This window comes from Rhodovulum sp. PH10 (genome assembly GCF_000293785.1).
Taxonomy (GTDB): Bacteria; Pseudomonadota; Alphaproteobacteria; order Rhizobiales; family Xanthobacteraceae; genus Rhodoplanes.
On record NZ_AKZI01000083.1, the window covers coordinates 22,846 to 46,286 of the forward strand.

At 68.8% G+C, this 23,441-nt stretch carries 23 protein-coding genes; 22 read left to right on the forward strand and 1 reads right to left on the reverse strand.

The window, feature by feature from the left end:
• The first annotated feature begins 4 nt into the window (after positions 1–4).
• Positions 5–562 carry a sigma-70 family RNA polymerase sigma factor gene (locus A33M_RS14130; RefSeq protein ID WP_008388267.1) on the forward strand — a complete coding sequence of 186 codons (558 nt, stop codon included), beginning with the start codon at positions 5–7 and terminating at the stop codon, positions 560–562.
• A complete protein-coding gene (locus A33M_RS14135) occupies positions 559–1,200 on the forward strand; it encodes an NrsF family protein (RefSeq protein WP_008388270.1) in 642 nt (213 codons plus the stop codon). The genes A33M_RS14130 and A33M_RS14135 overlap by 4 nt, the downstream gene beginning before the upstream one ends.
• 142 nt (positions 1,201–1,342) lie before the next feature.
• Here A33M_RS14135 and A33M_RS14140 read toward each other — a convergent pair whose 3' ends face one another.
• On the reverse strand, positions 1,343–2,281 hold the full coding sequence (locus A33M_RS14140; RefSeq protein ID WP_052027060.1) for a serine hydrolase domain-containing protein: 939 nt from the start codon (positions 2,279–2,281) through the stop codon (positions 1,343–1,345).
• 110 nt (positions 2,282–2,391) lie between these two features.
• On the opposite strand from A33M_RS14140, the gene A33M_RS14145 reads away from it, so the two are divergent.
• The 20 genes from A33M_RS14145 (at position 2,392) to nuoI (ending at position 23,290) form a co-directional block, all read left to right on the forward strand.
• Positions 2,392–3,015 carry an AAA family ATPase gene (locus tag A33M_RS14145; protein WP_008388274.1) on the forward strand — a complete coding sequence of 208 codons (624 nt, stop codon included), beginning with the start codon at positions 2,392–2,394 and terminating at the stop codon, positions 3,013–3,015.
• 237 nt (positions 3,016–3,252) lie between these two features.
• Positions 3,253–4,539, forward strand: a complete 1,287-nt coding sequence (locus tag A33M_RS14150) for a L,D-transpeptidase family protein (protein WP_008388276.1) — start codon at positions 3,253–3,255, stop codon at positions 4,537–4,539.
• Between the two features lie 48 nt (positions 4,540–4,587).
• Positions 4,588–4,782, forward strand: a complete 195-nt coding sequence (locus A33M_RS14155; protein WP_008388279.1) for a DUF6898 family protein — start codon at positions 4,588–4,590, stop codon at positions 4,780–4,782.
• Positions 4,783–5,018: 236 nt separating this feature from the next.
• Positions 5,019–6,326: a serine hydroxymethyltransferase gene (gene glyA, locus A33M_RS14160; protein ID WP_008388281.1), complete on the forward strand. Its 1,308-nt coding sequence runs from the start codon at positions 5,019–5,021 to the stop codon at positions 6,324–6,326.
• 27 nt (positions 6,327–6,353) lie between these two features.
• Positions 6,354–6,836: a transcriptional regulator NrdR gene (gene nrdR / locus A33M_RS14165; protein ID WP_008388283.1), complete on the forward strand. Its 483-nt coding sequence runs from the start codon at positions 6,354–6,356 to the stop codon at positions 6,834–6,836.
• A gap of 13 nt (positions 6,837–6,849) precedes the next feature.
• Positions 6,850–7,146 (forward strand): nucleotidyltransferase family protein, encoded by a 297-nt coding sequence (locus A33M_RS14170; protein ID WP_008388285.1) that lies wholly within the window; start codon positions 6,850–6,852, stop codon positions 7,144–7,146.
• A gap of 20 nt (positions 7,147–7,166) precedes the next feature.
• Positions 7,167–8,333 (forward strand): bifunctional diaminohydroxyphosphoribosylaminopyrimidine deaminase/5-amino-6-(5-phosphoribosylamino)uracil reductase RibD, encoded by a 1,167-nt coding sequence (ribD, locus tag A33M_RS14175; RefSeq protein ID WP_052027063.1) that lies wholly within the window; start codon positions 7,167–7,169, stop codon positions 8,331–8,333.
• A 173-nt stretch (positions 8,334–8,506) separates the two neighbouring features.
• A complete protein-coding gene (locus A33M_RS14180) occupies positions 8,507–9,781 on the forward strand; it encodes an amino acid ABC transporter substrate-binding protein (RefSeq protein ID WP_040620686.1) in 1,275 nt (424 codons plus the stop codon).
• A 325-nt stretch (positions 9,782–10,106) separates the two neighbouring features.
• Positions 10,107–12,836, forward strand: coding sequence for a bifunctional acetate--CoA ligase family protein/GNAT family N-acetyltransferase (locus A33M_RS14185; protein WP_008388292.1), 2,730 nt, complete (start codon positions 10,107–10,109; stop codon positions 12,834–12,836).
• A 774-nt stretch (positions 12,837–13,610) separates the two neighbouring features.
• Positions 13,611–13,976 (forward strand): NADH-quinone oxidoreductase subunit A, encoded by a 366-nt coding sequence (locus A33M_RS14190; RefSeq protein ID WP_008388294.1) that lies wholly within the window; start codon positions 13,611–13,613, stop codon positions 13,974–13,976.
• The gene (locus A33M_RS14195; RefSeq protein ID WP_040620674.1) at positions 13,967–14,542 is read left to right on the forward strand and encodes a NuoB/complex I 20 kDa subunit family protein; all 576 of its coding nucleotides are present in this window, start codon (positions 13,967–13,969) and stop codon (positions 14,540–14,542) included. Before A33M_RS14190 ends, A33M_RS14195 begins: the two co-directional genes overlap by 10 nt.
• A gap of 81 nt (positions 14,543–14,623) precedes the next feature.
• Positions 14,624–15,229, forward strand: a complete 606-nt coding sequence (locus A33M_RS14200; protein ID WP_008388299.1) for an NADH-quinone oxidoreductase subunit C — start codon at positions 14,624–14,626, stop codon at positions 15,227–15,229.
• 6 nt (positions 15,230–15,235) lie between these two features.
• Complete coding sequence (locus A33M_RS14205; protein ID WP_040620675.1) at positions 15,236–15,679, forward strand: thioesterase family protein; 444 nt, start codon at positions 15,236–15,238, stop codon at positions 15,677–15,679.
• Positions 15,679–16,869, forward strand: a complete 1,191-nt coding sequence (locus A33M_RS14210) for an NADH-quinone oxidoreductase subunit D (RefSeq protein WP_008388304.1) — start codon at positions 15,679–15,681, stop codon at positions 16,867–16,869. Before A33M_RS14205 ends, A33M_RS14210 begins: the two co-directional genes overlap by 1 nt.
• Complete coding sequence (locus tag A33M_RS14215; RefSeq protein WP_008388305.1) at positions 16,866–17,459, forward strand: Uma2 family endonuclease; 594 nt, start codon at positions 16,866–16,868, stop codon at positions 17,457–17,459. Before A33M_RS14210 ends, A33M_RS14215 begins: the two co-directional genes overlap by 4 nt.
• A gap of 1 nt (position 17,460) precedes the next feature.
• Positions 17,461–18,216: an NADH-quinone oxidoreductase subunit NuoE gene (nuoE, locus tag A33M_RS14220; protein ID WP_008388307.1), complete on the forward strand. Its 756-nt coding sequence runs from the start codon at positions 17,461–17,463 to the stop codon at positions 18,214–18,216.
• The gene (gene nuoF / locus A33M_RS14225) at positions 18,216–19,535 is read left to right on the forward strand and encodes an NADH-quinone oxidoreductase subunit NuoF (protein WP_040620688.1); all 1,320 of its coding nucleotides are present in this window, start codon (positions 18,216–18,218) and stop codon (positions 19,533–19,535) included. Before nuoE ends, nuoF begins: the two co-directional genes overlap by 1 nt.
• Before the next feature lie 142 nt (positions 19,536–19,677).
• Positions 19,678–21,759 carry an NADH-quinone oxidoreductase subunit NuoG gene (gene nuoG, locus A33M_RS14230; protein WP_040620677.1) on the forward strand — a complete coding sequence of 694 codons (2,082 nt, stop codon included), beginning with the start codon at positions 19,678–19,680 and terminating at the stop codon, positions 21,757–21,759.
• A 6-nt stretch (positions 21,760–21,765) separates the two neighbouring features.
• Positions 21,766–22,785: an NADH-quinone oxidoreductase subunit NuoH gene (gene nuoH / locus A33M_RS14235; protein WP_008388316.1), complete on the forward strand. Its 1,020-nt coding sequence runs from the start codon at positions 21,766–21,768 to the stop codon at positions 22,783–22,785.
• A gap of 16 nt (positions 22,786–22,801) precedes the next feature.
• The gene (gene nuoI / locus A33M_RS14240) at positions 22,802–23,290 is read left to right on the forward strand and encodes an NADH-quinone oxidoreductase subunit NuoI (protein WP_008388318.1); all 489 of its coding nucleotides are present in this window, start codon (positions 22,802–22,804) and stop codon (positions 23,288–23,290) included.
• The last annotated feature ends 151 nt before the right edge of the window (positions 23,291–23,441 follow it).

Sequence of the window (23,441 nt, forward strand, 5' to 3'; positions counted from 1 at the left end):
GCCGATGCATCCGATCGAGCCGGAGCTGAAGGCGCTGATGCTGAAGAGCATCGGCGGTGACGACCGGGCCCACCGGGACCTGCTGAACCGGTTGAGCGGCTATCTGCGCGGCTATTACCGCGGCCGGCTCACCCGGATGGGGCGTAGTGTCGCGGAGGCCGAGGATTTGGTGCAGGAGGCGCTGATGGCGATCCACACCGGGCGCCACACCTACGATCCGGCCGAGCTTCTGACGCCGTGGCTGCACGCGATCGCGCGCTACAAGCTGCTCGACTATCTGCGCCGCACCCACGCCTCGATGCGCGACGTCGGGCTCGATCAGGCGGAGGACATCGTCGCGGTCGACGACCGCGCCGGCACCGAGAGCGCGCTCGATCTCGGCCGCCTGCTGACGACGCTGCCGGAGCGGATGCGCGAGGCCATCCGGCTCGTCAAGATCGACGGCCTGAGCGTCGCCGAGGCGGCGGCGCGGTCGGGCGCCTCGGAGTCCGCCGTCAAGGTCAACATCCACCGGGGCCTCAAGGCGCTGGCCGCAGCGATCGCTCGGGAGAGCAAGCCATGAAGACCGACGATTTGATCGACATGCTCAGCACCAACGTGCAGCCGGCCGACACGCGAAAGGTCGCGCGCTCGATCGTCCTGGCGGTGGCGGTCGGCGCGGTCGCCGTGGTCGGGCTGGTCTTCCTCGCCTTCGGGACGCGGGCCGACATGGGGCACGCCGGGTCGCTCGTCCATCTCGTGGCGAAGCTCGTGTTCTCGCTCGCCGTGGTCGGGCTCTCGCTCCTCTATCTGATCCGGCTTGCGCGGCCGGGCGGCGAGCGGCGCGTCTCGCTCGCCGTCGTCGCGCTGCCGTTCGTGGCGATCATCGCGCTCGCTGTCGGGGTCTTGTCGATGGTCCCGCAGGGGCACTGGGACGACGTCGTGCTGGGCGACCAGTGGCTCGAATGTTTGATCTCGATCCCGCTGATCGCGGTGGTTCCGTTCGCGGCGACGATGTGGGCGGTGCGCCAGCACATGCCGACCGATCTGCGCCGCGCCGGCGCGCTCGCCGGCTTGGTCGCCGGCGGCATCAGCGCGACCGGCTACGCGCTCCACTGCATGGACGATTCTGTGCCGTTCGTCGCGGTCTGGTACGGCGCGACGATCGTGCTGTGCGCGGCGGCCGGCGCCCATCTCGGGCCGAAGCTGCTGCGCTGGTGATCCCTCCGCCGGATTTTTCACACTCGCACCGGTGATCTCGCGGCCAGCGGCCGCGTCCGGGTGCCAAAGGGGCCAATCGCCGTCCGGCCACCGGGCTGCGATCTCGATACGGGGCCGGGCTCGACTCGCGGTCCCGTCGTCATCACGATCGGGACCGGGGCGCGCGGGCGCGTTCCGTGCCGGGCGACGGCCGGCCGGTGCAGGCGACCGCGACCGCCTCGAATTCCGCCCGCCCTTCGGCCGTCCCGTCGGTGAAGCACGCCACCGTCACCGGTTCGTCGCGGTCCGGGAAGTGATAGACGGCGTTCACGCAGAACGGTCCGCCGCCGGAATGCCCGATCGCCCGCCCGGCGTCGCCCATGCGCCCGCTCATCAGGCCGAGGCCGTAGCCGCACTCCGTCCACGGCCGGCCCGGGATTGCTCCGCCGAGCGGCCGGCGGACGAGCATCTCCGCGAGCCCCCGTTCGCCGAGCAGACGTCCGCACCACAGCGCGTGGAGAAGCGCCGCCGCGTCGCGCGCGGTTCCGGTCAGGCAGCCGTGATAGACCCAGCCCGGGTGGTAGTGCCGGGCGGCCGGCCAGTGGAGCCGCGAGAACTGCTCCCGGGTGGTCGCCAGCGCGATGCTGTCCAGGCCGAGCGGCCGGCGGATCGTCTCGTCGACCAGACGGCCGAAGCCGACGCCCGAGGCGGCCTCGATGCGCTCGCGCGCGAGCATGTAGCCGATATTGGAATAGGACCATCCCTCGCCGGGGGTGAACAGCGGCCCGCGCGACAGCACGGCCTCGATCATCCTGTCGCGCGGCCACGGATCGTCGCCGGCCGCCACGGCACGGTGATACTCGGGGAGCGAGCCGTAGTCCGGCAGCCCGGCGGTGTGGCTCAACAGCTGGCGCACCGTGAACTGCTCTCCCGCGATCGCGGCGTCGAGATCGAGCACCCCGGCGTCGGAGAGTTTTGCGGCCGAGATCGCGATCACCGTCTTGGTGAAGCTCCAATAGGGAAAGCACGCGTCGGTCGCGCCGCCGCCGCTCTCCCGTCCGCGGGCGGTGATCGCGTGGAAATGAAGCTCTGCGTCGGGCATGCTGCGGGCGTCTCCCTTCGTTTCCGGGGCAGCGACGGTGCCGGTCTCGGCCGGCGCGTCGCGCCGACCATGCGAGCACCGATCTCCTCCTTGCACCACCGGCATGTCTCATGAACCGTTTCGTCGTCGTGTCCGGCTGCTCGGGCGGGGGAAAATCGACGCTGCTGGCCGAGCTGAAGCGGCGCGGCTTTGCCGTGGTCGAGGAGCCGGGACGCCGGATCGTCGCCGAGGAGCGCGAAGCGGGCGGCACTGCGCTGCCATGGGTCGATCTCGCGGCTTTTGCACGGCGGGCGATCGCGCTGGCCCTCGCGGATCGCGCGGCGGCGGAGGCGACACGGGCGGAGGCAGGGGCGGCGGGGGCGCTGCGGGAGGAGGGCGCCGCGCCGGCCGCACGGCCCGCGCCGGCGTCATCGCCCGCGCCAGCATGGGTCTTCTTCGATCGCGGGCTGGTCGATGCGGCCGCAGCGCTCGAGCACGCCACCGGCGAGCCGGCGATCGAGCACCATTGCCGCGCGCATCGCTACCACCGGCGCGTGTTCGTGACGCCGCCATGGCCGGAGATTTACGGCCGCGACGACGACCGGCGGCACGGCTTTGCCGAGGCGGTGGCCGAGCACGAGCGGCTGCTGCGGGTCTATGCCGAGCTCGGTTATGCTATCGAGATTTTGCCGAAGGTCGACGTCGCGAGTCGCGCCGATCTCGTGCTCGAGCGGCTGAACGCGCCTCTCGCATGAACGCATCCGGCGGCGCTCCGAAGGAAGCCCGTGCCGGCCGGGCTTCCTTGACATAAAATCGCCGATCGACCTTCCTACCCACAGAGTCGTTTGCGTCGCGACCGCGGGTCCGGCGGCTGCCGGACGTCGCGGACACTCGGAAATGGACACGTGGTATCCGGGATACGTGGTGCCGGGGCACGCCCGTGCGGATCGGCGCGCGGCAACCGATGGTGCGACGGTCGTGCGAGGGGCGGGATGAGCGGACCAATCAACAAGAACGGACTCGACCGGCGGGCTTTTCTGGCGGCGCTCGCCGCCGGCGGCGTGGCCTCCATGGGGCTGGCGCGCCGGGCGCTGGCCGACGACGCCATTCTCCAGCAGCTGATCGACCAGGCGCAGGGCCGCAATTTCGGCCAGGGCTTCGATTCGGCCTCGCGCACCATCCTGATGCCGAAGGCGTCGCTGCCGACGCTCGATCCCTCGACCGCCCGCACCACCGAGCTGGCGATCCCGCGCTACGAGGGCATCGTCGCGCGCGGCGGCTGGCCCGAGGTGCCGGCGCCCGACCGCCTGCGGCTCGGCAACCGCCACCCGAGCGTGCCGATCCTGCGCCAACGGCTCGCCGTCTCCGGCGATCTCGATCCGGCGGCGGCCGGCACCGGCGACGTCTACGATTCCTATGTCGAGGCGGCGGTGCGCCGCTTCCAGGCGCGTCACGGCCTGTCGGTCGACGGCGTGGTGCGCGCGCAGACGCTGCAGGCGCTCAACGTGCCGGCCCACGTGCGGCTGATGCAGCTGAAGATCAACGTGGTGCGGCTGCGCACGCTGAGCAGCAATCTCGGCAACAAGCTGGTGGTGGCGAACATCCCGGCGGCGCAGATCGAGGCGATCGAGAGCGGGGTGGTGGTGTCGCGCCACGTCACCGTCGCCGGCAAGCCGGACCGCCCGTCGCCCGACCTGCAGAGCCGGATCGTCGAGGTCAATTTCAACCCCTACTGGACGGTGCCGGTGTCGATCGTGCGCAAGGATCTCATCCCGCGCATGCAGGACGACCCGAACTACCTCACCGAGAACCACATTCACATCTACGACCCGAAGGGCAACGAGCTGCAGCCGCGGGACATCAACTGGTACTCCAACGAGGCGGTGAGCTACCGCTTCCGGCAGGACCCGGGCGACTTCAACTCGCTCGGCTCGCTGCGCATCAACTTTCCCTCCAAGGACGGCGTGTACATGCACGACACGCCGGAAAAGAGCCTGTTCGGCGACAATTTCCGCTTCCACTCCTCCGGCTGCATGCGGGTGCAGAACGTGCGCGAGCTGGTGGTGTGGCTTTTGTCCGGCACGCCGGGCTGGTCGCGCGCCGAGATCGATGCCGTCATCAAGTCGGGCGAGCGCAAGGACGCGCGCCTCGCCGACCCGGTGCCGCTCTACTGGGTCTATGTCACCGCCTGGGCGACGCCCGACGGCGTGGTGCAGTTCCGCGAGGACGTCTATTCGCGCGACGGTTTGGCGGCGAGCACCACGGTGCATCGCGGCTGACGTCGCGTCGGGCGACGAGGGCAGGGGGCGACGTTGCGCTGAATCTCGATGGCAGACGATACCGCTTCCGGCCGCGAGATTTTGTTCGAGATGACGGTGGTCGGACAATACGTGAAGGTCGTTGCGATCGATGCGCTCACCGGCATCGAGGTCAGCATCACCGGGCCGGCCGCGGCGCCGCGCGGCGAGCTGCGGCGGATCGCGATGCGCAAGCTCGAGCGCCGGCTCGCCCGGGAGCAGTGACCGATTAGCGGTGACCGATCGGTGGTAAGCTGTCCGGGTCGCGCAGAGGTACGACCCCTGCGGGGTGTCGTCGTGTATATCCGGGTGCGCGCCGGCGCTCTCAACATCTAGGCCGAGACCCGCGGCATCTGCCCACAGTTGGCGTGCCGAGAGCATTATGCTAATCGAGCGGGCATATCGCGGGACCAGCCTGACGCTCGGCGCCGACGCTCTTCCCGCGGCGCCAGGAGACCATGATGTCGGTGACCCAGAATGCGGCCTCGCCCGAGGCCGAGAGCTTCTTTTCCGCCTCCGTCCGTGACAGCGACCCGGACGTCTTCGACGCGATCCAGAAGGAGCTCGGTCGTCAGCGCGACGAGATCGAGCTGATCGCCTCGGAGAACATCGTCAGCCGGGCGGTGCTCGAGGCGCAGGGCTCGGTGCTCACCAACAAGTACGCCGAAGGGCTTCCCGGCAAGCGCTATTACGGCGGCTGCCAATATGTCGACGTGGTCGAGCGGCTGGCGATCGAGCGCGTCACCAAGCTGTTCGGCTGCGGCTTTGCCAATGTCCAGCCGCACTCGGGCGCCTCGGCCAATTCCGCCGTGTTCTTCGCGCTGATGAACCCCGGCGACACCTTCATGGGGCTCAATCTGGCGGCCGGCGGCCATCTCACCCACGGCTCGCCGGTCAATGTGTCCGGCAAGTGGTTCCACGTGGTGCCCTACGGCGTGCGCCAGGACGACCACCGCATCGACATGGACGAGGTGCGCAGCCTCGCCCGCGAGTACAAGCCGAAGGTGATCGTCGCCGGTGGCTCGGCCTATCCGCGGATCATCGACTTCCGCGCGTTCCGCGAGATCGCCGACGAGGTTGGCGCCTATCTGATGGTCGACATGGCGCACTTCGCCGGCCTGGTCGCCGGTGGCGCCCATCCGAGCCCGTTCCCGCACGCCCATGTCGTCACCACCACGACCCACAAGACGCTGCGGGGCCCGCGCGGCGGCGTCATCCTCACCGACGACGAGGTTTTGGCGAAGAAGATCAACTCGGCCGTCTTCCCCGGCATGCAGGGCGGGCCGCTGATGCACGTGATCGCCGCCAAGGCGGTGGCGTTCGGCGAGGCGCTGCGGCCGTCCTTCAAGGTTTATGCGAAGAACATCGCGGAAAATGCGAAAGCGCTTGCGGAAACCCTGAAGTCGAAGGGCTTCGACATCGTCTCCGGCGGCACCGACACGCACCTCATGCTGGTCGATCTGCGGCCGAAGCGCCTGACCGGCAAGGTCGCCGAGGGCGCGCTCGGCCGTGCCGCCATCACCTGCAACAAGAACGGCATTCCTTTCGACCCCGAGAAGCCGATGGTCACCTCCGGCATCCGCCTCGGCACGCCGGCCGGCACCACGCGGGGCTTCGGGGTCGCCGAGTTCCAGGAGATCGGCGAGATGATCTCGGAGGTGCTCGACGTCTTGTCGCAGAAGCACACCGACGCCGACTCGCTGGTCGAGGCGGCGGTCCGCGAAAAGGTCGCCAAGCTGGTGGCGCGGTTCCCGATCTACGATTTCTGAGGCGGGACGCCCGGAGGGATTTGAGGAATGCGCTGTCCGAGCTGTGGCAGCCTCGACACGCAGGTCAAGGACTCGCGTCCGACCGAGGATTCCTCCGCGATTCGCCGCAGGCGGCTGTGTCCCGTCTGCGGCTTCCGCTTCACTACGTTCGAGCGGGTGCAGCTGCGCGAGCTGACCGTGGTCAAGCGCAACGGCCGGCGCGTGCCGTTCGACCGCGACAAGCTCGCCCGCTCGGTCGAGATCGCGCTGCGCAAGCGCAATGTCGATCCCGAGCGGGTCGAGGAGGCGATCTCGCGCATCGTGCGGGAGCTGGAAAGTCTCGGCGAGAGCGAGGTCACCGCCGAGACGATCGGCGAGACGGTGATGGACCACCTGCGCGAGCTCGACGACGTCGCCTATGTCCGGTTCGCCTCGGTCTACAAGAATTTCCGCGAGGCCAAGGACTTCGAGACCGCGCTGGCGGAGCTCGCCGGCGAGGACGACGAGGACGGCCCGGCGAAGCCGGGGTGAGACGAGCGTCGGCATGGAACGAGCCGAAGCCATCGCACGCCTGACGGAAGTCGGCGACGTCGTGCGGGCGAGGGGGGCGACCTCTCTCTGGCTGTTCGGCGCGACGGCGCGCGACGAGGCGACGGCCGGAAGCGACCTCGACTTGTTCATCGATTACGATCCGGCCAAGAAATTCTCGCTGGTCGATCTGGTCGGGCTCGAGGAGTCGATCGAGAGCCGGCTCGGGACACGGGTCGATCTCCCCACCCGAGACAGTCTTCATCCGCGCCTGCGGGACGATATCGTCCGCTCGGCCGTTCGTGTGCTGTAAAAATCTGACGAATCATGAGCTTGTCCACGAAGACCAAAGTGCCGTCGCAGGACCGTGCGCCGGATGACACCCAGGTCTCCGACGCCCGGTTCATGGACCTGGCGCTGGCGCTCGGGCGCCGCGGGCTCGGCAACACCTGGCCGAACCCGGCAGTCGGTGCCGTGCTGGTACGCGACGACGGGAACGGCCGAAACAGGATCGTCGGGCGGGGTTGGACGCAGCCGGGCGGGCGGCCGCATGCCGAGGTCGATGCGCTGCGCCGGGCGGGCGAGGCGGCGCGCGGGGCGACGCTCTATGTCACGCTCGAGCCGTGCTCGCATCACGGCCGCTCGCCGCCTTGCGCCGATGCGGTGATCGCCGCCGGTGTCACCCGGGTGGTGTCGGCGATCGAGGACCCGAACCCCTTGGTGGCGGGGCAGGGGCACACGAGACTGCGGGCGGCCGGAGTTGCGGTCGAGGTCGGCCTGCGCGCCGCCGAGGCGCGCGCCGCGCATGCCGGGCACATCCGAAAACTCCTCGACGGCCGGCCGGAGGTGACGCTCAAGCTCGCGCTGTCGGCCGACGGCAAGGTCGCCCTTCCGGGGCGCCGCCCGGTGGCGATCACCGGCGCGGCCGCGAACGCCCGCGTCCATCTGATGCGGGCGATGCACGACGCGATTTTTGTCGGGATCGGCACCGCGCTCGCCGACGACCCCTTGCTGACCTGCCGGCTGCCCGGCCTCGCGCACCGCTCGCCGGTCCGGGTGGTGCTCGACGCGGATTTGCGGCTGCCCAAAACCTCGCGCCTCGTGAAAACCGCGTGCGAGACGCCGCTGTGGATCTTTGCCGCGCACGACGCGTCGGCCGAGGCGGAGACTACGCTGCGGGACGCCGGCGCCGAGGTTTTGCGGGTCGGCCGTGCCGAGGCGGGCCTCGACCTCGGAGCGGTGACAAAAGCGCTGGCGGAGCGCGGCATCACGAGGCTGTTGGTCGAGGGCGGGCCGACCGTCGCGGCCGCGCTGGTGAAGGCCGATCTGGTCGACGCGGCCGTGTTGATCCACGGCGAGAGGACGATCGGGCCGGACGGCATCGCGCCGCTGGAGACGCTGCCGCTCGCGGCGCTCACCGGCGGGCCGGCGCTCGTCCTGCAGCGGACCGAGACCGTCGGCACCGATCGGGTGGAGACCTACGCGCGGTTGCAGGATTAGCCTGCAACGTTCGGATGCACCGTTGCGGCGTATTTTGACAAAACTTATCGTCTCGGGGTCAACAACCACAAAGACGACCGGTCGGTCTCGGCTGCCGCATGTCGGCAGGCTCACGCTTCACCGGCCGTGCATGCTCCGGCCGGGATCGGATCGGTCCAAAGGGAGACATGCCCGTGGCTCGATTCTCGCGACGCGATACGTTTGCCCTCGGCGGATCGGTGCTCGCCGGCGCGCTGCTGCCGCTCTCGGCGACGCGCGCCTTCGGCCAGTCGAAGGAGCCGATCCGCATCGGCTTCAGCATGGCGCTCACCGGCGGCCTCGCCGGCGGCGGCCGGGCGGCGCTGCTCGCCTACCAGATCTGGGCCGACCAGGTGAACCAGAAGGGCGGGCTGCTCGGGCGTAAGGTCGAGCTCGTCCATTACGACGACCAGTCGAACCCGGCGACGGTGCCGGGCATCTACACGAAGCTCCTCGACATCGACAAGGTCGACCTGGTGATCTCCGGCTATGCGAGCGTGCCGACCGCGGCGGCGATGCCGGTGGTGATGCAGCGCGGAAAGCTGTTTCTCTCGCTGTTCGCGCTCGCCGGCAACGACGCCTTCCAGTACGACCGGTACTTTCAGCTCCAGCCCAACGGGCCGGACGCCAAGCACGAGTTCTCGAAGGGCTTTTACGAGCTGGCGATGGGTCTTTCGCCGAAGCCCGCGAGCATCGCACTGGTGGGCGCGGACGCCGAATACTCGATCCTCGCGCTCGAAGGCGCGCGCGACAACGCCAAGACCTACGGCACCAAGATCGTCTACGACCGCAGCTATCCGCCGAGCACGGTCGACTTCACGCCGATCGTGCGCAGCATCAAGGCGGCCCGGCCGGACCTTTTGTTCATCGCGTCCTATCCGCCGGATTCGGCCGGCATGATCCGCACCATCCACGAGGTCGGGTTCGGCGCGCGGATGGTCGGCGGCGGGATGATCGGCCTGCAGTTCGCCACCCTCAAGCACCAGCTCGGGCCGATGCTGGAGAACATCGTCGCCTACGACCTCTATGTTCCCGAGCCGACGATGACGTTTCCCGGCATCGAGCAGTTCCTGGTGACCTACCGGGAGCGCGCGAAGCCTGCGGGGGTCGACCCGCTCGGTCTCTACATCCCGCCCTTCGCCTATGCCGAGATGCAGATCCTGCAATCGGCGATCGAGGCGGTCGGGTCGCTCGACGACGCAAAACTCGCCGATCACATTCGCGCCAACGCCTTCGACACGATCGTCGGGACGATCCGGTTCGGCGACCGCGGCGAGTGGGCGGAGCCGCGCATCCTCACGATCCAGTACCAGGGAATCGAGGGCGACGACCTCGCCCAGTTCGAGAAGCCGGGCAAGCAGGTGATCCTGCATCCCCCCCGCTACAAGTCGGGCGAGCTGCGATCGCCGTTCGTGCCGATCCAGAGGTAGGAGAAATGCTCACGCGCGAGATTCTCGACCTGCGGTAGACGGGGTTGGATCGAGCGGCGGCGGGTTTCGGCGCCCGCCGCCGGCCGATCGACGGGAGGCCTTTCGCCGCAGTGCCTTTGTCGCCGGCGAATGGTGCAATGCAGCGGAGGATCGTCGTTTCTGCAGATTCCGGTGGTATTGCAGGCCCTATTCATACAATTTTTCTGCTGCAGTGCGATCGTCGCGTGTTCTCTCAGTTGTCTCTGTGCCTGCCGACCCGGTCGGCTCGGCCGAGGAAACCCGGCAGCCGAGCGCCGCCGCGCCCGGCTCGAAAAGAGGCGAATCCATGAGCACCTACCGACTCGAATCGCTGTTCGCCCCCAAATCCCTGGCACTCGCCGGAGCGAGCCCGCGCGAGCGCTCGCTCGGCCGCATCGTGCTCGCCAACATCCGCGACGGCGGGTTCAAGGGGCCGATCCAGCTCGTCAATCCGCGCTACCCCGAAGTCGACGGGATGCCGACGCTGGCGAGCATCGACGACCTCGACCCGGTGCCGGACCTGCTGGTCCTCACGGTTCCGCCGCTCGAGGTGCCGCGGTCGATCGCCGCGGCCGGGGCGCGCGGCGTCAAGGGGGTGGTGGTGATCTCGGCCGGCCTCGGCCACGGGCCGGGCTCGCTCGCCGAGCAGGCGGTGCAGGCCGCCCGCATCCACGGCATCCGCATTCTCGGCCCCAACTGCCTGGGGCTCCTGGTTCCCAGCATCAATCTCAATGCGAGCTTCGCCACCCGCAACGCCAAGGTCGGCGATCTCGCGCTGATCTCGCAGTCCGGCGCGATCGCCGCGAGCCTGGTCGAATGGGCCGCCAACCGCTCGATCGGCTTCTCCGCGGTCGCCTCGATCGGCGACGCGATCGACGTCGAGTTCGGCGACCTGCTCGATTACTTCGCGATGGACCGCAAGACCCGCGCGATCCTGATGTATGTCGAGTCGATCACCGACGTGCGCAAGTTCATGTCGGCGGCCCGCGGCGCGGCGCGTGTAAAACCGGTGATCGTGGTGAAATCCGGCCGGCACACGCTCGGCGCCCGGGCGGCGGCGACCCATACCGGCGCGCTCGCCGGCTCGGACGCGGTGTACGATGCCGCCTTTCGCCGCGCCGGCCTTCTGCGGGTGCTCGATCTCGACGAGCTGTTCGCCGCCGCCGAGACCCTCGGCCATCTCAGCCCGTTCGACGGCAAGCGCTTGGCGATGCTCACCAATGGCGGCGGCATCGGGGTCTTGGCGGTCGACCGGCTGGTCGATTACGGCGGCCGCCTCGCGACCCTCTCCGAGGAGCGGATCGCCGCGCTCGACAAGGTTCTGCCGCCCACCTGGTCGAAGGCGAACCCGGTCGACATCATCGGTGACGCCGATGCCGACCGCTACCGCGCCGCGCTGGAGCAGCTCGTCGCCGATCCCGGCAACGACGCCGTGCTGGTGATGAACTGCCCGACCGCACTCGCCTCCGCCGCCGACTCGGCCGCCGCCGTGGTCGACGTGATCCAGCGCGAGCGTGGCCGCGCCTATTCGCGCAAGCCCGTGCTGACCGTGTGGGTCGGCGACAACGGTGACGCCACCCGTGTGTTCGACGCCGCCGGCGTGCCGCATTACGCGACCGAGACCGAGGCGATCCGCGGCTTCATGCACATCGTGCGCTATCGCGAGGCGATGGACGCACTGATGGAGACGCCGCCGAGCGTGCCGGACCAGTTCGTCTCCGACGCCGAGGTGGCGAAATCGGTGGTCGCCGACGCGATCGCCGAGGGAAAGACCTGGCTCGATCCGCTCGACATCGAGACCCTGCTCACCGCCTACGGCATCCCGATCGCCCCGTCCTTCCTCGCCACCAACGGGCGCGAGGCGGCCGCGGCGGCGCGGCCGTTCCTCGCCAAGGGGCAGGCGGTGGTGCTGAAGATCCTGTCGCCCGACATCATCCACAAGTCGGAGATCAACGGCGTCCGCCTCAACGTGCTGACCGAGGACTCGGTGCGCGAGGAGACCGACGACATTTTGCGCCGCGCGCGGGCGGCCAAGCCGAATGCCCGGATCACCGGCGTCACCGTGCATCCCATGTATGTCCGGCCGAAAGCGCGCGAGTTGATCGTCGGCGCCGCCGACGACCCGACATTCGGGCCGGTCATCGTGTTCGGCCGCGGCGGAACGGCGGTGGAGGTGATCAACGACAAGGCGCTCGCCCTGCCGCCGCTCGACATGAAGCTCGCCGGCGACCTGATCAACCGCACGCGGGTATCGCGGCTGCTCGCCGGCTATCGCAACGTGCCGCCGGCCGACCGACGCGCGCTCGAGCTGATGCTGGTGAAGCTCTCCCAGCTTCTCGCCGACATTCCCGAGGTGCGCGAGGTCGACCTCAACCCGGTGCTGGCGGACGAGAACGGGGTGATCGCGGTCGACGCGCGGGTGCTGGTCGCGCCGGTCGCGGCCGGGGCGCGGTCGCGTTTTGCGGTAAAGCCCTACCCGAAGGAGTGGGAGCGGCGCCCGAAGCTCGAGATCTGGGACGGGCTCGACGTGCTGGTGCGGCCGGTGCGGCCGGAGGACGAGGGCCTCTATCTGAAGTTCTTCAAGCACGTCGGCGAGAACGATTTGCGGCTGCGCTTCTTCGCGCCGGTCAAGGAGTTCAGCCACACCTTCATCGCCCGCATGACGCAGATCGACTACGCCCGTGCGATGGTGTTCATCGCCATCGACGAGAACACCGGCGAGATGCTGGGCGGCGTGCGCATCCACTCCGACGCCAATTACGAGAAGGGCGAGTACGCGGTGCTGGTGCGCTCCGACCTCAAGGGGCGCGGGCTCGGCTGGGTCTTGATGCTGCAGATGCTGGAATACGCCCGCTCGGAAGGCCTGAAGGTGGTCGAGGGGCAGGTGCTGCGCGACAACACCACGATGCTGAAAATGTGCACCGAGCTCGGCTTCCGCACCGAGCACGACCCCGACGACCCGGGTGTGTGCCGGGTGGTGCTCGACCTCGCCGAGCAGGCGCGGGTGGCGGCTGCGGTGGCGAGCGCGGCCGAGTAGGGCAGGCCGAGTAGGGCAGGCCGGGTAGCGCAGGCGGGCAGGGCACGGCGGAGTAGCGCACTGCGAAGCGGAGGGCCGGCCGGGCGCACCGCCGGGACGGCCGATGCCGCATCCGGCAGGCCGGATCGTCGGTCCGCATCGGCGGGCCGCCATCGTCGCGGCGCTGCGGCGTGGCGGCGGTGCGGCCAGGACGCCGAAGATCGGTGCGGCGGGTGCGGCGGGACGCGATGGCAACCCGATGCTGTCGCCCGATGCGGCGAGTCGCGGGCGATTCTCGATTCTGTCCGGGTTCCCGCAGCGTCGTCGCGACGAGACGGCGCCGCGACGGGCCGACCGATCTCTCGCCCCTCTCGCCCGCGCGCTCCGTCCCGGCCGGAGGAGAGCCCCGCGGCAGGCCCGGCGACGGTCCCGCCAGCGGGCCCGCCGGCGGGCGGAACGGTACCAAAAGCCCGTTTCCTGCTGCAATCGCCTGTGATTTGCATGTCGTCTTGCATGTTGCTCTGCGATGTGCCACAGCCCGTCCGCGCCGAAAAAATTCTCCTTTGCACGGCGACCGTGCATGCCGCTTCGGAGGGCAACGGGCGGCTTGCGGCGGTCCGGACGCTGGGGTAAGCGTCGGGCGTCCCGCCTGGAACGACTCCAACCGGTTCTCGCGGGGCTGCGGGCGCAGCGGGGTGTCCGGACGGGGACCGTCCGGAGCCTGGTCATCCGAGCGCGACCGCGGACCGGCACGGCCGGCCCGGGGGGCTGTTTGTCGCAGATCAGAGGTCTCGTATGAACGCCTTGCTGCTGAACTATCTTCCGATCGTGGTGTTCGTCGCCATCGCCTTGGTGATCGTGCTCGGTCTGATGGTGGCCCCCTTCCTGATCGCCTACAAGAATCCGGATCCGGAAAAGCTCTCCGCATATGAATGCGGGTTCAATGCTTTCGACGACGCCCGTGCGCGATTCGACGTTCGGTTCTACCTGATCTCCATCCTGTTCATCATTTTCGACCTCGAGGTCGCCTTCCTGTTTCCCTGGGCGGTCGCCTTCGGCGACGTCGGCCTGTTCGGCTTCTGGTCGATGATGGTCTTTCTCGGCGTCCTGACCATCGGCTTCGTCTACGAGTGGAAGAAGGGAGCCCTGGAATGGGACTGAACGAACGTCCGCTGGTCGCTCCCGCCCCGACGGGTGTGCTCGATCCGGCGACCGGCAAGCCGGTCGGCGCCGACGATCCCTTCTTCGCGCGGGTCGACGACGAACTCGCCGACAAGGGCTTCATCGTCACCGCCACCGACGAGATCATCAACTGGGCGCGCACCGGCTCGCTGATGTGGATGCAGTTCGGCCTGGCCTGCTGCGCCATCGAGATGATCCACGCGGCGATGCCGCGCTACGACCTCGAGCGGTTCGGCTTCGCGCCGCGCGCTTCGCCGCGCCAGTCGGACGTGATGATCGTCGCCGGCACGCTGACCAACAAGATGGCGCCCGCCTTCCGCAAGGTCTACGACCAGATGCCGGAGCCGCGCTACGTCATCTCGATGGGCTCGTGCGCCAACGGCGGCGGCTACTATCACTACTCCTACGCCGTGGTGCGCGGGTGCGACCGCATCGTGCCGGTCGACGTCTACGTGCCGGGCTGCCCGCCGAGCGCCGAGGCGCTGCTCTACGGCGTGCTGCTGCTGCAGCGAAAGATCCGCCGCACCGGCACCATCGAACGCTGACCGGCGGACGTCGCCGGTTCCTTGCCGGCCCGACCGCGGGACGGCACGACGAAGGACGAGCCAGGAGAGTTGGGGACACCGATGGACGACAGGCTCGACGAGCTCGGACAGGCGATCGAACGGGCGCTTCCCGGCGCGGTGACCGGCCATTCGGTCGCGTACGGCGACCTCACGGTGACCGCGAAGGCGAGCGAGATCGTCGCCGTGACGACCCGGCTGCGCGACGACCCCGACTTCCAGTTCGCCTGCTTCATCGACGTCACCGCGGTCGACTGGCCACAGCGCGAGCAGCGCTTCGACGTCGTCTATCATCTGTTGTCGCCGACCAAGAACCAGCGGGTGCGCATCAAGCTCGCGGTCGAGGACGGCGAGAGCGTGCCGTCGATCGTCTCGGTCTATCCCGGCGCCGACTGGTTCGAGCGCGAGGCGTTCGACCTCTACGGCGTCGTCTTCACCGGCCATCCGGACCTGCGCCGCATCCTCACCGACTACGGCTTCGAGGGTCATCCGCTGCGCAAGGACTTTCCGCTCACCGGCTTCGTCGAGGTGCGCTGGGACGACCAGCAGAAGCGCGTCGTCTACGACAAGGTCCGGCTGGCGCAGGAATTCCGCAACTTCGATTTTCTCTCGCCGTGGGAGGGGCCCGACTACGTCCTGCCCGGCGACGAGAAGGCCAAGGTGGGCTGAGCCGCGATGAAGCCCTCCCTCGTGCCCGGCCTCACGCACCGCTTCTCCTACACGGTGCCCGAGACCAAGACGGTGCCGTGCCTCTATCCGGAGGCGCCGGAATTCTCGGCGATGCCGAAGGTCTTTGCCACCGGCTTCATGGTCGGGCTGATGGAATGGACCTGCGTGCGGCTGATGGCGCCGCATCTCGACGCGGGCGAGGGCAGCCTCGGGGTGCATGTCGACGTCGACCACACGGCGGCGACGCCGCCCGGCCTGACGGTGACGGTCGACGCCGAGTGCGTCGCGGTCGATGGCCGCCGGCTGACCTTCCAGGTGACGGCCCACGACGGGGTCGACACCATCGGCAAGGGCCGTCACGAGCGCGTGGTGGTGAGCTGGGACAAGTTCAATGCCCGCACGGGCGAGAAGGCGAAAGCCGCCGGGCTGGCGTCGGCGGAGGGTGAGTGATGGCAGAGGCTTCCGTCCGCAGCTTCACGATCAATTTCGGCCCGCAGCATCCGTCGGCTCACGGCGTGCTGCGGCTGCTGCTCGACCTCGACGGCGAGGTGATCGAGCGCGCCGATCCGCATGTCGGGCTCTTGCACCGCGGCACCGAGAAGCTGATCGAGTACAAGACCTATCTGCAGGCGATCCCGTATTTCGACCGGCTCGACTACTCCTCGCCGATGTCGCAGGAGCACGTCTTCTGCATGGCGGTCGAAAAACTGCTCGGCCTCGCCGTGCCGCGCCGTGCCCAGCTCCTGCGCGTGCTCTTTCTCGAGCTGACGCGCATCAAGAACCACATCCTCAACGTCACCACCGGCGCGCTCGACATCGGCGCGCTGACCCCGCCGCTGTGGGGCTTCGAGGATCGTGAAAAGATCATGGGCTTCTACGAGCGCGCCTCGGGAGCCCGCATGCACGCCAATTATTTCCGTCCGGGCGGCGTGCATCAGGACGTGACGCCGAAGCTGCTCGACGACATCGCGGCGTGGTGCGACCCGTTTTTGAGCACGCTCGCCGACCTCGACGCGCTGCTCACGGAAAACCGCATCTTCAAGCAGCGCATGGTCGACATCGGGGTGATGACCCTGAAGGACTGCTGGGGCTGGGGCTTTTCCGGCCCGCTGGTGCGCGCCGCCGGCGCCGCCTGGGACCTTCGCCGCGCCGAGCCCTACGAGTGCTACAGCGAGCTCGCCTTCGACATCCCGATCGGCAAGCACGGCGACTGCTACGACCGCTATCTCGTCCGCATGGAGGAGATGCGCCAGTCGATCCGCATCATCCGCCAGTGCCTCGAGAAGCTCGCGCAGCCGGACGGGCAGGGGCCGGTGCTGCCCGAGAACAACAAGTACGTGCCGCCCCGCCGCGGCGAGATGAAGCGCTCGATGGAAGCGCTGATCCATCACTTCAAGCTCTACACCGAGGGCTTTCACGTGCCGCCCGGCGAGGTCTATGCGGCGGCGGAAACCCCCAAGGGCGAGCTCGGCGTCTATCTGGTCGCCGACGGCACCAACAAGCCGTACAAGTGCAAGATCCGCGCGACCGGTTTTGCGCATCTCAGCGCCATCGACTTCCTCAGCAAGGGCCACCTGATGGCCGACATCACCGCGATCATCGGCTCGCTCGATCTGGTGTTCGGGGAGGTCGACCGATGAACGCGCCGCTGCCCCCGACCGCCCGGATGACCGTGCAGGAATTCTTGGACTGGAGCGCGCGCCAGCCGGAGACCGAGCGCTACGAACTGGTGGACGGCAGGGTGGTCGCCATGACCCGGGATTCGGTGAAGCACAATCGCGCGAAGTCGGCCGTTTACCGCGCGCTCTACGACGCGATCCAGAGCGCCCCGGTTCCCTGCGAGGTGTTCATCGACGGCGTGGGCGTCAGGGTCGGCGAGCGCACCGTGCGCATCCCGGACGTCGTCGTGCACTGCGGCGCCGAGCCCGATCCCGACGCGCTGCTGATCGACACGCCGGTGATCGTCGTCGAGGTGGTGTCGCCGTCGAGCGAGCGCGAGGACCGGGAGACCAAGCTGGTCGACTATTTCGCCCTGCCGAGCGTCGCGCACTACCTGATCGTCGCTGGCACCCAGGGCGCCGTCGTGCATCACCGCCGCACCGGCGAGGCCACGATCGACACCCGCATCCTCCGTGACGGCGAGATCGTGCTCGATCCGCCCGGCCTCACGGTCTCGGTCGAGGCGCTGCTCGGCCCGGCTGCCGCACCCGGCGCGAAGGAGATCAACTGAAATGTCCGTTCGTCGCCTCGCTCCCGCGGACCAGCAGCCGAAGGAGTTCGCCTTCACCGGCGACAATCTCGACTGGGCCAAGGGGCAGATCGCCAAATATCCGGAAGGGCGTCAGGCCTCGGCGGTGATCCCGCTTCTGTGGCGGGCGCAGGAGCAGGCCGGCGGCTGGGTGCCGCAGAAGGCGATCGAGCACGTCGCCGACCTGCTCGGCATGGCCTATATCCGGGTGCTCGAGGTCGCGACCTTCTACACGATGTTCAATCTCGAGCCGGTCGGGAAGCATCACGTCCAGCTGTGCGGCACCACGCCCTGCGTGCTGCGCGGTGCCGACGCGCTCAAGAAGGTCTGCAAGGAGAAGATCGGCGAGGAGCACCACGTCACCGCCGACGGCAAGCTCTCCTGGACCGAGGTCGAGTGTCTCGGCGCCTGCGTCAACGCGCCGATGGCCCAGATCGGTTACGATTATTACGAAGACCTCACGCCGGAGAATTTCGCAAAGCTGCTCGACGATCTCGCCGCCGGACGGCAGGTCGCGACCGGCTCGCAGATCGGCCGCCAGTGCTCGGCGCCGGAGGGTGGGCCGACCACGCTGACCGACCTGCCGGAGCGGCCGAGCACGCCGACGCCGAAGGAGCCGGCGCTCGCCGACACCGAGCCCAAGCGGCCCGGCGAGGCCGCGAACGTCCGTGAGGAAGGGACGCCCAAGCCGCCGGTCGGCGACGCGTCCGAGGGCAGCAAGACCACTAGGCGGGAATGATGCTCAACGATCGCGATCGCATCTTCACCAATCTGTACGGGCAGGGCGACTGGGGCCTCGAGGGCGCGCGCAAGCGCGGCGCCTGGGACGGCACCAAGGCGCTGCTCGAGAAGGGCCGCGACGGCATCGTCGCCGACATGAAGGCCTCCGGTCTGCGCGGCCGCGGCGGCGCAGGCTTCCCGACCGGCCTCAAATGGTCGTTCATGCCGAAGGCGTCGGACGGGCGGCCGAGCTATCTCGTCGTCAATGCCGACGAGTCCGAGCCCGGCACCTGCAAGGACCGCGAGATCCTTCGCCACGACCCGCACCTCTTGGTGGAAGGCTGCTTGGTCGCCGGCTTCGCGATGGGCGCGCATACCGGCTACATCTATGTCCGCGGCGAGTTCATCCGCGAGCGCGAGCGCCTTCAGGCGGCGATCGATCAGGCCTACGAGGCAAGACTGATCGGCAAGAACAACATCCACGGCTTCGACTTCGACCTCTACGTCCATCACGGCGCCGGCGCTTACATCTGCGGCGAGGAGACGGCCCTGCTCGAAAGCCTCGAGGGCAAGAAGGGCATGCCGCGGCTCAAGCCGCCGTTCCCGGCCAATGTCGGGCTCTATGGCTGCCCGACCACGGTGAACAACGTCGAGAGCATCGCGGTCGCGCCGACCATTCTCCGACGCGGTGCCGCATGGTTCGCCGGCCTCGGCCGGCCGAACAACACCGGAACGAAGCTCTTCTGCATCTCCGGGCACGTGAACAAGCCGTGCAATGTCGAGGAGGAGATGGGCATCCCGCTGCGCGACCTGATCGAGACCCATGCGGGGGGCGTGCGCGGCGGCTGGGACAATCTGCTCGCGGTGATCCCCGGTGGGTCGTCGGTGCGCTGCCTGCCGGCCGATCTCTGCAACGACCTGCCGATGGATTTCGACTCGCTGATGAAGCTGAAGTCGGGCCTCGGCACCGCGGCGGTGATCGTGATGGACAAGTCGACCGACATCGTCCGTGCGATCGCCCGCATCTCCTATTTCTACCGCCACGAAAGCTGCGGCCAGTGCACGCCCTGCCGCGAGGGGACGGGCTGGATGTGGCGCGTCGTCAGCCGGATGGCCGAGGGGCGCGCGGAAAAGCGCGAGATCGACATGCTGTTCGAGGTGTCGAAGCAGGTCGAGGGCCACACCATCTGCGCGCTCGGCGACGCCGCGGCGTGGCCGATCCAGGGCTTGATCACCCACTTCCGTGGCGAGATCGAGCGGCGCATCGACGAATACGCGGCGCGGCCCGACGCGGTCGGCGTGCGCGATCCGGGCGAGGTCCCGGTGGCGGCGGAATGACGCGAACACGAGGGAGGCAGCCCAGCACCCATGCGTCATGCCCGGCCTCGAGCCGGGCATCCATCGAGCGAAGACGATGGATCGCCGGGTCGAGCCCGGTGATGACGACGGGGAGAGGCGGTCGAGCAGGAACGAACGTGAGATGACAAAGATCGTCGTCGACGGCATCGAGGTGGACGTTCCGCCGGACTACACGCTCTTGCAGGCCTGCGAGGCGGCGGGCGCCGAGATTCCGCGCTTCTGCTTCCACGAGCGCCTGTCGATCGCCGGCAACTGCCGCATGTGCCTCGTGGAGCTGAAGGGCTCGCCAAAACCGGTGGCGAGCTGCGCCTGGGGCGTGCGCGACTGCCGGCCGGGGCCGAACGGCGAGCCGCCGCAGGTGCTGACGAAATCGCCGATGGTCAAGAAGGCGCGGGAAGGGGTGATGGAGTTCCTCCTCATCAACCACCCGCTCGACTGCCCGATCTGCGACCAGGGCGGCGAATGCGACCTGCAGGACCAGGCGATGGCCTACGGGGTCGATTCCTCGCGGTTCAAGGAGAACAAGCGGGCGGTCGAGGACAAGTATCTCGGTGCGCTCGTCAAGACCGCGATGAACCGGTGCATCCAGTGCACCCGCTGCGTGCGCTTCGCGACCGAGGTGGCCGGCGTGCCCGAGCTCGGCGCCATCGGCCGCGGCGAGGACATGGAGATCACCACCTATCTCGAGCAGGCGCTGACCTCCGAGCTGCAGGGCAACGTGGTCGATCTCTGCCCGGTCGGCGCGCTGACCTCGAAGCCCTACGCCTTCACCGCCCGCCCGTGGGAGCTGACGAAAACCCAGTCGATCGACGTGATGGACGCGGTCGGCTCGGCGATCCGGGTCGACACCCGCGGCCGCGAGGTGTTGCGCATCCTCCCGCGCGTCAACGAGGACGTGAACGAGGAGTGGATCTCCGACAAGACCCGCCACGTGGTCGACGGCCTGCGGGTGCAGCGGCTCGACCGGCCCTATGTGCGCGAGAGCGGCAAGCTGCGCCCCGCCTCCTGGAGCGAGGCGTTCCGGGCGATCGCGGCAAAGGTCGACGGCACCGGGCCGGGCCGGATCGGCGCCATCGCCGGCGATCTCGCCAGCGTCGAGGAGATGTTCGCGCTCAAGGAGCTGATGTCCGGGCTCGGCTCGCAGAACATCGACTGCCGGCAGGACGGCTCGGTGATCGATCCGGCCTGGGGCAAGGCGGCCTATCGCTTCAACCCGACCATTCCCGGCATCGAGACCGCGGACGCGCTGTTGATCGTCGGCGCCAATCCGCGCCGCGAGGCGGCGGTGCTCAATGCCCGCATCCGCAAGCGCTGGCGCGCGGGGCCGTTCCCGGTCGGCCTGATCGGCGAGCGGGTCGATCTCACCTATCCCTATCAGTATCTCGGTGCCGGCCCCGACACGCTCGCCGACCTCGCGGCCGGCAACGGCGAGTTCGCCGACATCCTGCGCAAGGCGGAGCGGCCGCTGGTGCTGCTCGGCAACGGCGCGACCGCGCGGCCGGACGGCGCGGCGATCGCCACGCTCGCCGCCAAGGCGGCGGTCGAGTTCGGCGCGGTGAAGGACGACTGGAACGGTTTTGGCGTGCTGCACACCGCGGCCTCGCGGGTCGGCGGCCTCGATATCGGCTTCGTGCCGGGGCAAAGCGGGCTCGACGCGACGCGGATGGCGGCGTTCGGCGGCCTCGACGTGCTGGTGCTGCTCGGCGCCGACGAGATCGACGTCGCCCCCGAAACCTTCGTCGTCTATATCGGCACCCATGGCGACCGCGGCGCCCACCGCGCCGACGTGATCCTGCCCGGCGCCGCCTACACCGAGAAATCGGGCATTTATCTCAACACCGAGGGGCGGGTGCAGATGGGCCTGCGGGCCGGCTTCCCGCCGGGCGAGGCCCGCGAGGACTGGGCCATTCTCCGCGCGCTGTCGGAAATCCTCGGCCGTACCCTGCCGTGGGATTCGCTGCTCGCGCTGCGCACCGCGCTCTACCAGGCGCACCCGCATCTGCAGCGGCTCGACGTGGTGGCGCCCGGCACGCCCGCGGAAGTCCACCGGCTCGCCGGCCGCTCCGGCACGCCCGACAAGGGCGCCTTCGTGCCGGCGGTGTCCGACTTCTACCTGACCAACCCGATCGCCCGCGCCTCCGTGGTGATGGCCGAGTGCTCCGCGCTCGCCCGCGACCACGACGCGCTGCGCGCCGCGGAGTAGCCCCCGATGGCCGAGCTTTGGACCGACTACATCTGGCCGCTGCTGATCATCGTGATCCAGAGCCTCGCGGTGCTGCTGATCCTGATGACGGTGATCGCCTACGTCCTCTATGCCGACCGCAAGATCTGGGCGGCGGTGCAGATCCGGCGCGGCCCCAACGTGGTCGGGCCATGGGGGCTGCTGCAATCCTTCGCCGACATGATGAAGTTCGCCCTCAAGGAGCCGATCATCCCGGACGGCGCCAACAAGGGCTTGTTCATCCTGGCGCCGCTCGTCACCTGCGTGCTGGCGCTGTCGGCCTGGGCGGTGATACCGGTCGCCGACGGCTGGGCGGTCGCCGACATCAATCTCGGCATCCTCTACGTCTTCGCGATCTCCTCGCTCAGCGTCTACGGCATCATCATGGCCGGCTGGGCGTCGAACTCGAAATACGCCTTCCTGTCGGCGCTGCGCTCGGCCGCCCAAATGGTCTCCTACGAGGTCTCGATCGGCTTCGTGATCATCACCGTGCTGCTGTGCGTCGGCTCGCTCAATCTGTCCGACATCGTGCGGGCGCAGGACAGCGAGTGGGGCATGCTCGGCTGGTACTGGCTGCCGCTCTTTCCGATGTTCATCATCTTCTTCGTGTCGGCGCTGGCCGAGACCAACCGGCCGCCGTTCGACCTCGTCGAGGCGGAGTCGGAGCTGGTCGCCGGCTACATGGTCGAGTACGGCTCGACGCCCTACGTGCTGTTCATGCTCGGCGAGTACGTGGCGATCACCACCATGTGCGCGCTGTGCACCATCCTGTTTCTCGGCGGCTGGCTGTCGCCGATCCCGTTCGCGCCCTTCACCTGGGTGCCGGGGGTGATCTGGTTCACCCTCAAGGCGCTGGCGGTGTTCTTCATGTTCGCGCTGGTGAAGGCGTTCGTGCCGCGCTACCGCTACGACCAGCTCATGCGGCTCGGCTGGAAGGTCTTCCTGCCGATCTCGCTGTTCATGGTGGTGGTGGTGGCTGGCGTGCTGCAATACGGGGGCTGGCGGTGAACGCGAGGACGACACGATGAGACTCGATCTGGCCGCCCGGCAGCTATTCCTCCTGGAGTTCGTGCAGGCGATCGGCCTGTCGATGCGCTATTTCTTCAAGCCGAAGCCGACCATCAACTATCCGTTCGAGAAGAACCCGCTGTCGCCGCGCTTCCGCGGCGAGCACGCGCTGCGTCGCTATCCGAACGGCGAGGAGCGCTGCATCGCCTGCAAGCTGTGCGAGGCGATCTGCCCGGCCCAGGCGATCACCATCGAGGCGGGGCCGCGCCGTAACGACGGCACGCGGCGCACCACCCGCTACGACATCGACATGGTGAAGTGCATCTATTGCGGCTACTGCCAGGAGGCGTGCCCGGTGGACGCGATCGTCGAGGGGCCGAACTTCGAGTTCGCCACCGAGACCCGTGAAGAGCTCTATTACGACAAGGCGCGGCTGCTCTCGAACGGCGACCGCTGGGAGCGCGAGATCGCCCAGAACATCGCGCTCGACGCGCCCTACCGGTGAGAGCGATGAGCGGCAAGACGACTCTTTCGACGATTGCGGCTTCACCTCTCCCCGCGTGCGGGGAGAGGTCGGCCTTCGCGCCGCCGGCGCGCAGGCCGGGTGAGGGGGCGCCGCGCCCCGTCGCCGACCCCCCCGCGCCCCCCCCCCCCCC

Bases quoted from the DNA above. Each gene is read 5' to 3' on its own strand.
- glyA (WP_008388281.1), top strand. From the start codon at position 5,019: ATGTCGGTGACCCAGAATGCGGCCTCGCCCGAGGCCGAGAGCTTCTTT.
- A33M_RS14155 (WP_008388279.1), top strand. From the start codon at position 4,588: ATGGCAGACGATACCGCTTCCGGCCGCGAGATTTTGTTCGAGATGACG.
- A33M_RS14215 (WP_008388305.1), top strand. From the start codon at position 16,866: ATGAACGCGCCGCTGCCCCCGACCGCCCGGATGACCGTGCAGGAATTC.
- A33M_RS14130 (WP_008388267.1), top strand. From the start codon at position 5: ATGCATCCGATCGAGCCGGAGCTGAAGGCGCTGATGCTGAAGAGCATC.
- A33M_RS14140 (WP_052027060.1), bottom strand. From the start codon at position 2,281: ATGCCCGACGCAGAGCTTCATTTCCACGCGATCACCGCCCGCGGACGG.
- A33M_RS14135 (WP_008388270.1), top strand. From the start codon at position 559: ATGAAGACCGACGATTTGATCGACATGCTCAGCACCAACGTGCAGCCG.
- nuoE (WP_008388307.1), top strand. From the start codon at position 17,461: ATGTCCGTTCGTCGCCTCGCTCCCGCGGACCAGCAGCCGAAGGAGTTC.
- A33M_RS14145 (WP_008388274.1), top strand. From the start codon at position 2,392: ATGAACCGTTTCGTCGTCGTGTCCGGCTGCTCGGGCGGGGGAAAATCG.
- A33M_RS14210 (WP_008388304.1), top strand. From the start codon at position 15,679: ATGGCAGAGGCTTCCGTCCGCAGCTTCACGATCAATTTCGGCCCGCAG.
- nuoI (WP_008388318.1), top strand. From the start codon at position 22,802: ATGAGACTCGATCTGGCCGCCCGGCAGCTATTCCTCCTGGAGTTCGTG.
- A33M_RS14205 (WP_040620675.1), top strand. From the start codon at position 15,236: ATGAAGCCCTCCCTCGTGCCCGGCCTCACGCACCGCTTCTCCTACACG.
- nrdR (WP_008388283.1), top strand. From the start codon at position 6,354: ATGCGCTGTCCGAGCTGTGGCAGCCTCGACACGCAGGTCAAGGACTCG.
- A33M_RS14185 (WP_008388292.1), top strand. From the start codon at position 10,107: ATGAGCACCTACCGACTCGAATCGCTGTTCGCCCCCAAATCCCTGGCA.
- A33M_RS14190 (WP_008388294.1), top strand. From the start codon at position 13,611: ATGAACGCCTTGCTGCTGAACTATCTTCCGATCGTGGTGTTCGTCGCC.
- A33M_RS14200 (WP_008388299.1), top strand. From the start codon at position 14,624: ATGGACGACAGGCTCGACGAGCTCGGACAGGCGATCGAACGGGCGCTT.
- nuoF (WP_040620688.1), top strand. From the start codon at position 18,216: ATGCTCAACGATCGCGATCGCATCTTCACCAATCTGTACGGGCAGGGC.
- A33M_RS14150 (WP_008388276.1), top strand. From the start codon at position 3,253: ATGAGCGGACCAATCAACAAGAACGGACTCGACCGGCGGGCTTTTCTG.
- A33M_RS14195 (WP_040620674.1), top strand. From the start codon at position 13,967: ATGGGACTGAACGAACGTCCGCTGGTCGCTCCCGCCCCGACGGGTGTG.
- A33M_RS14170 (WP_008388285.1), top strand. From the start codon at position 6,850: ATGGAACGAGCCGAAGCCATCGCACGCCTGACGGAAGTCGGCGACGTC.
- nuoG (WP_040620677.1), top strand. From the start codon at position 19,678: ATGACAAAGATCGTCGTCGACGGCATCGAGGTGGACGTTCCGCCGGAC.
- nuoH (WP_008388316.1), top strand. From the start codon at position 21,766: ATGGCCGAGCTTTGGACCGACTACATCTGGCCGCTGCTGATCATCGTG.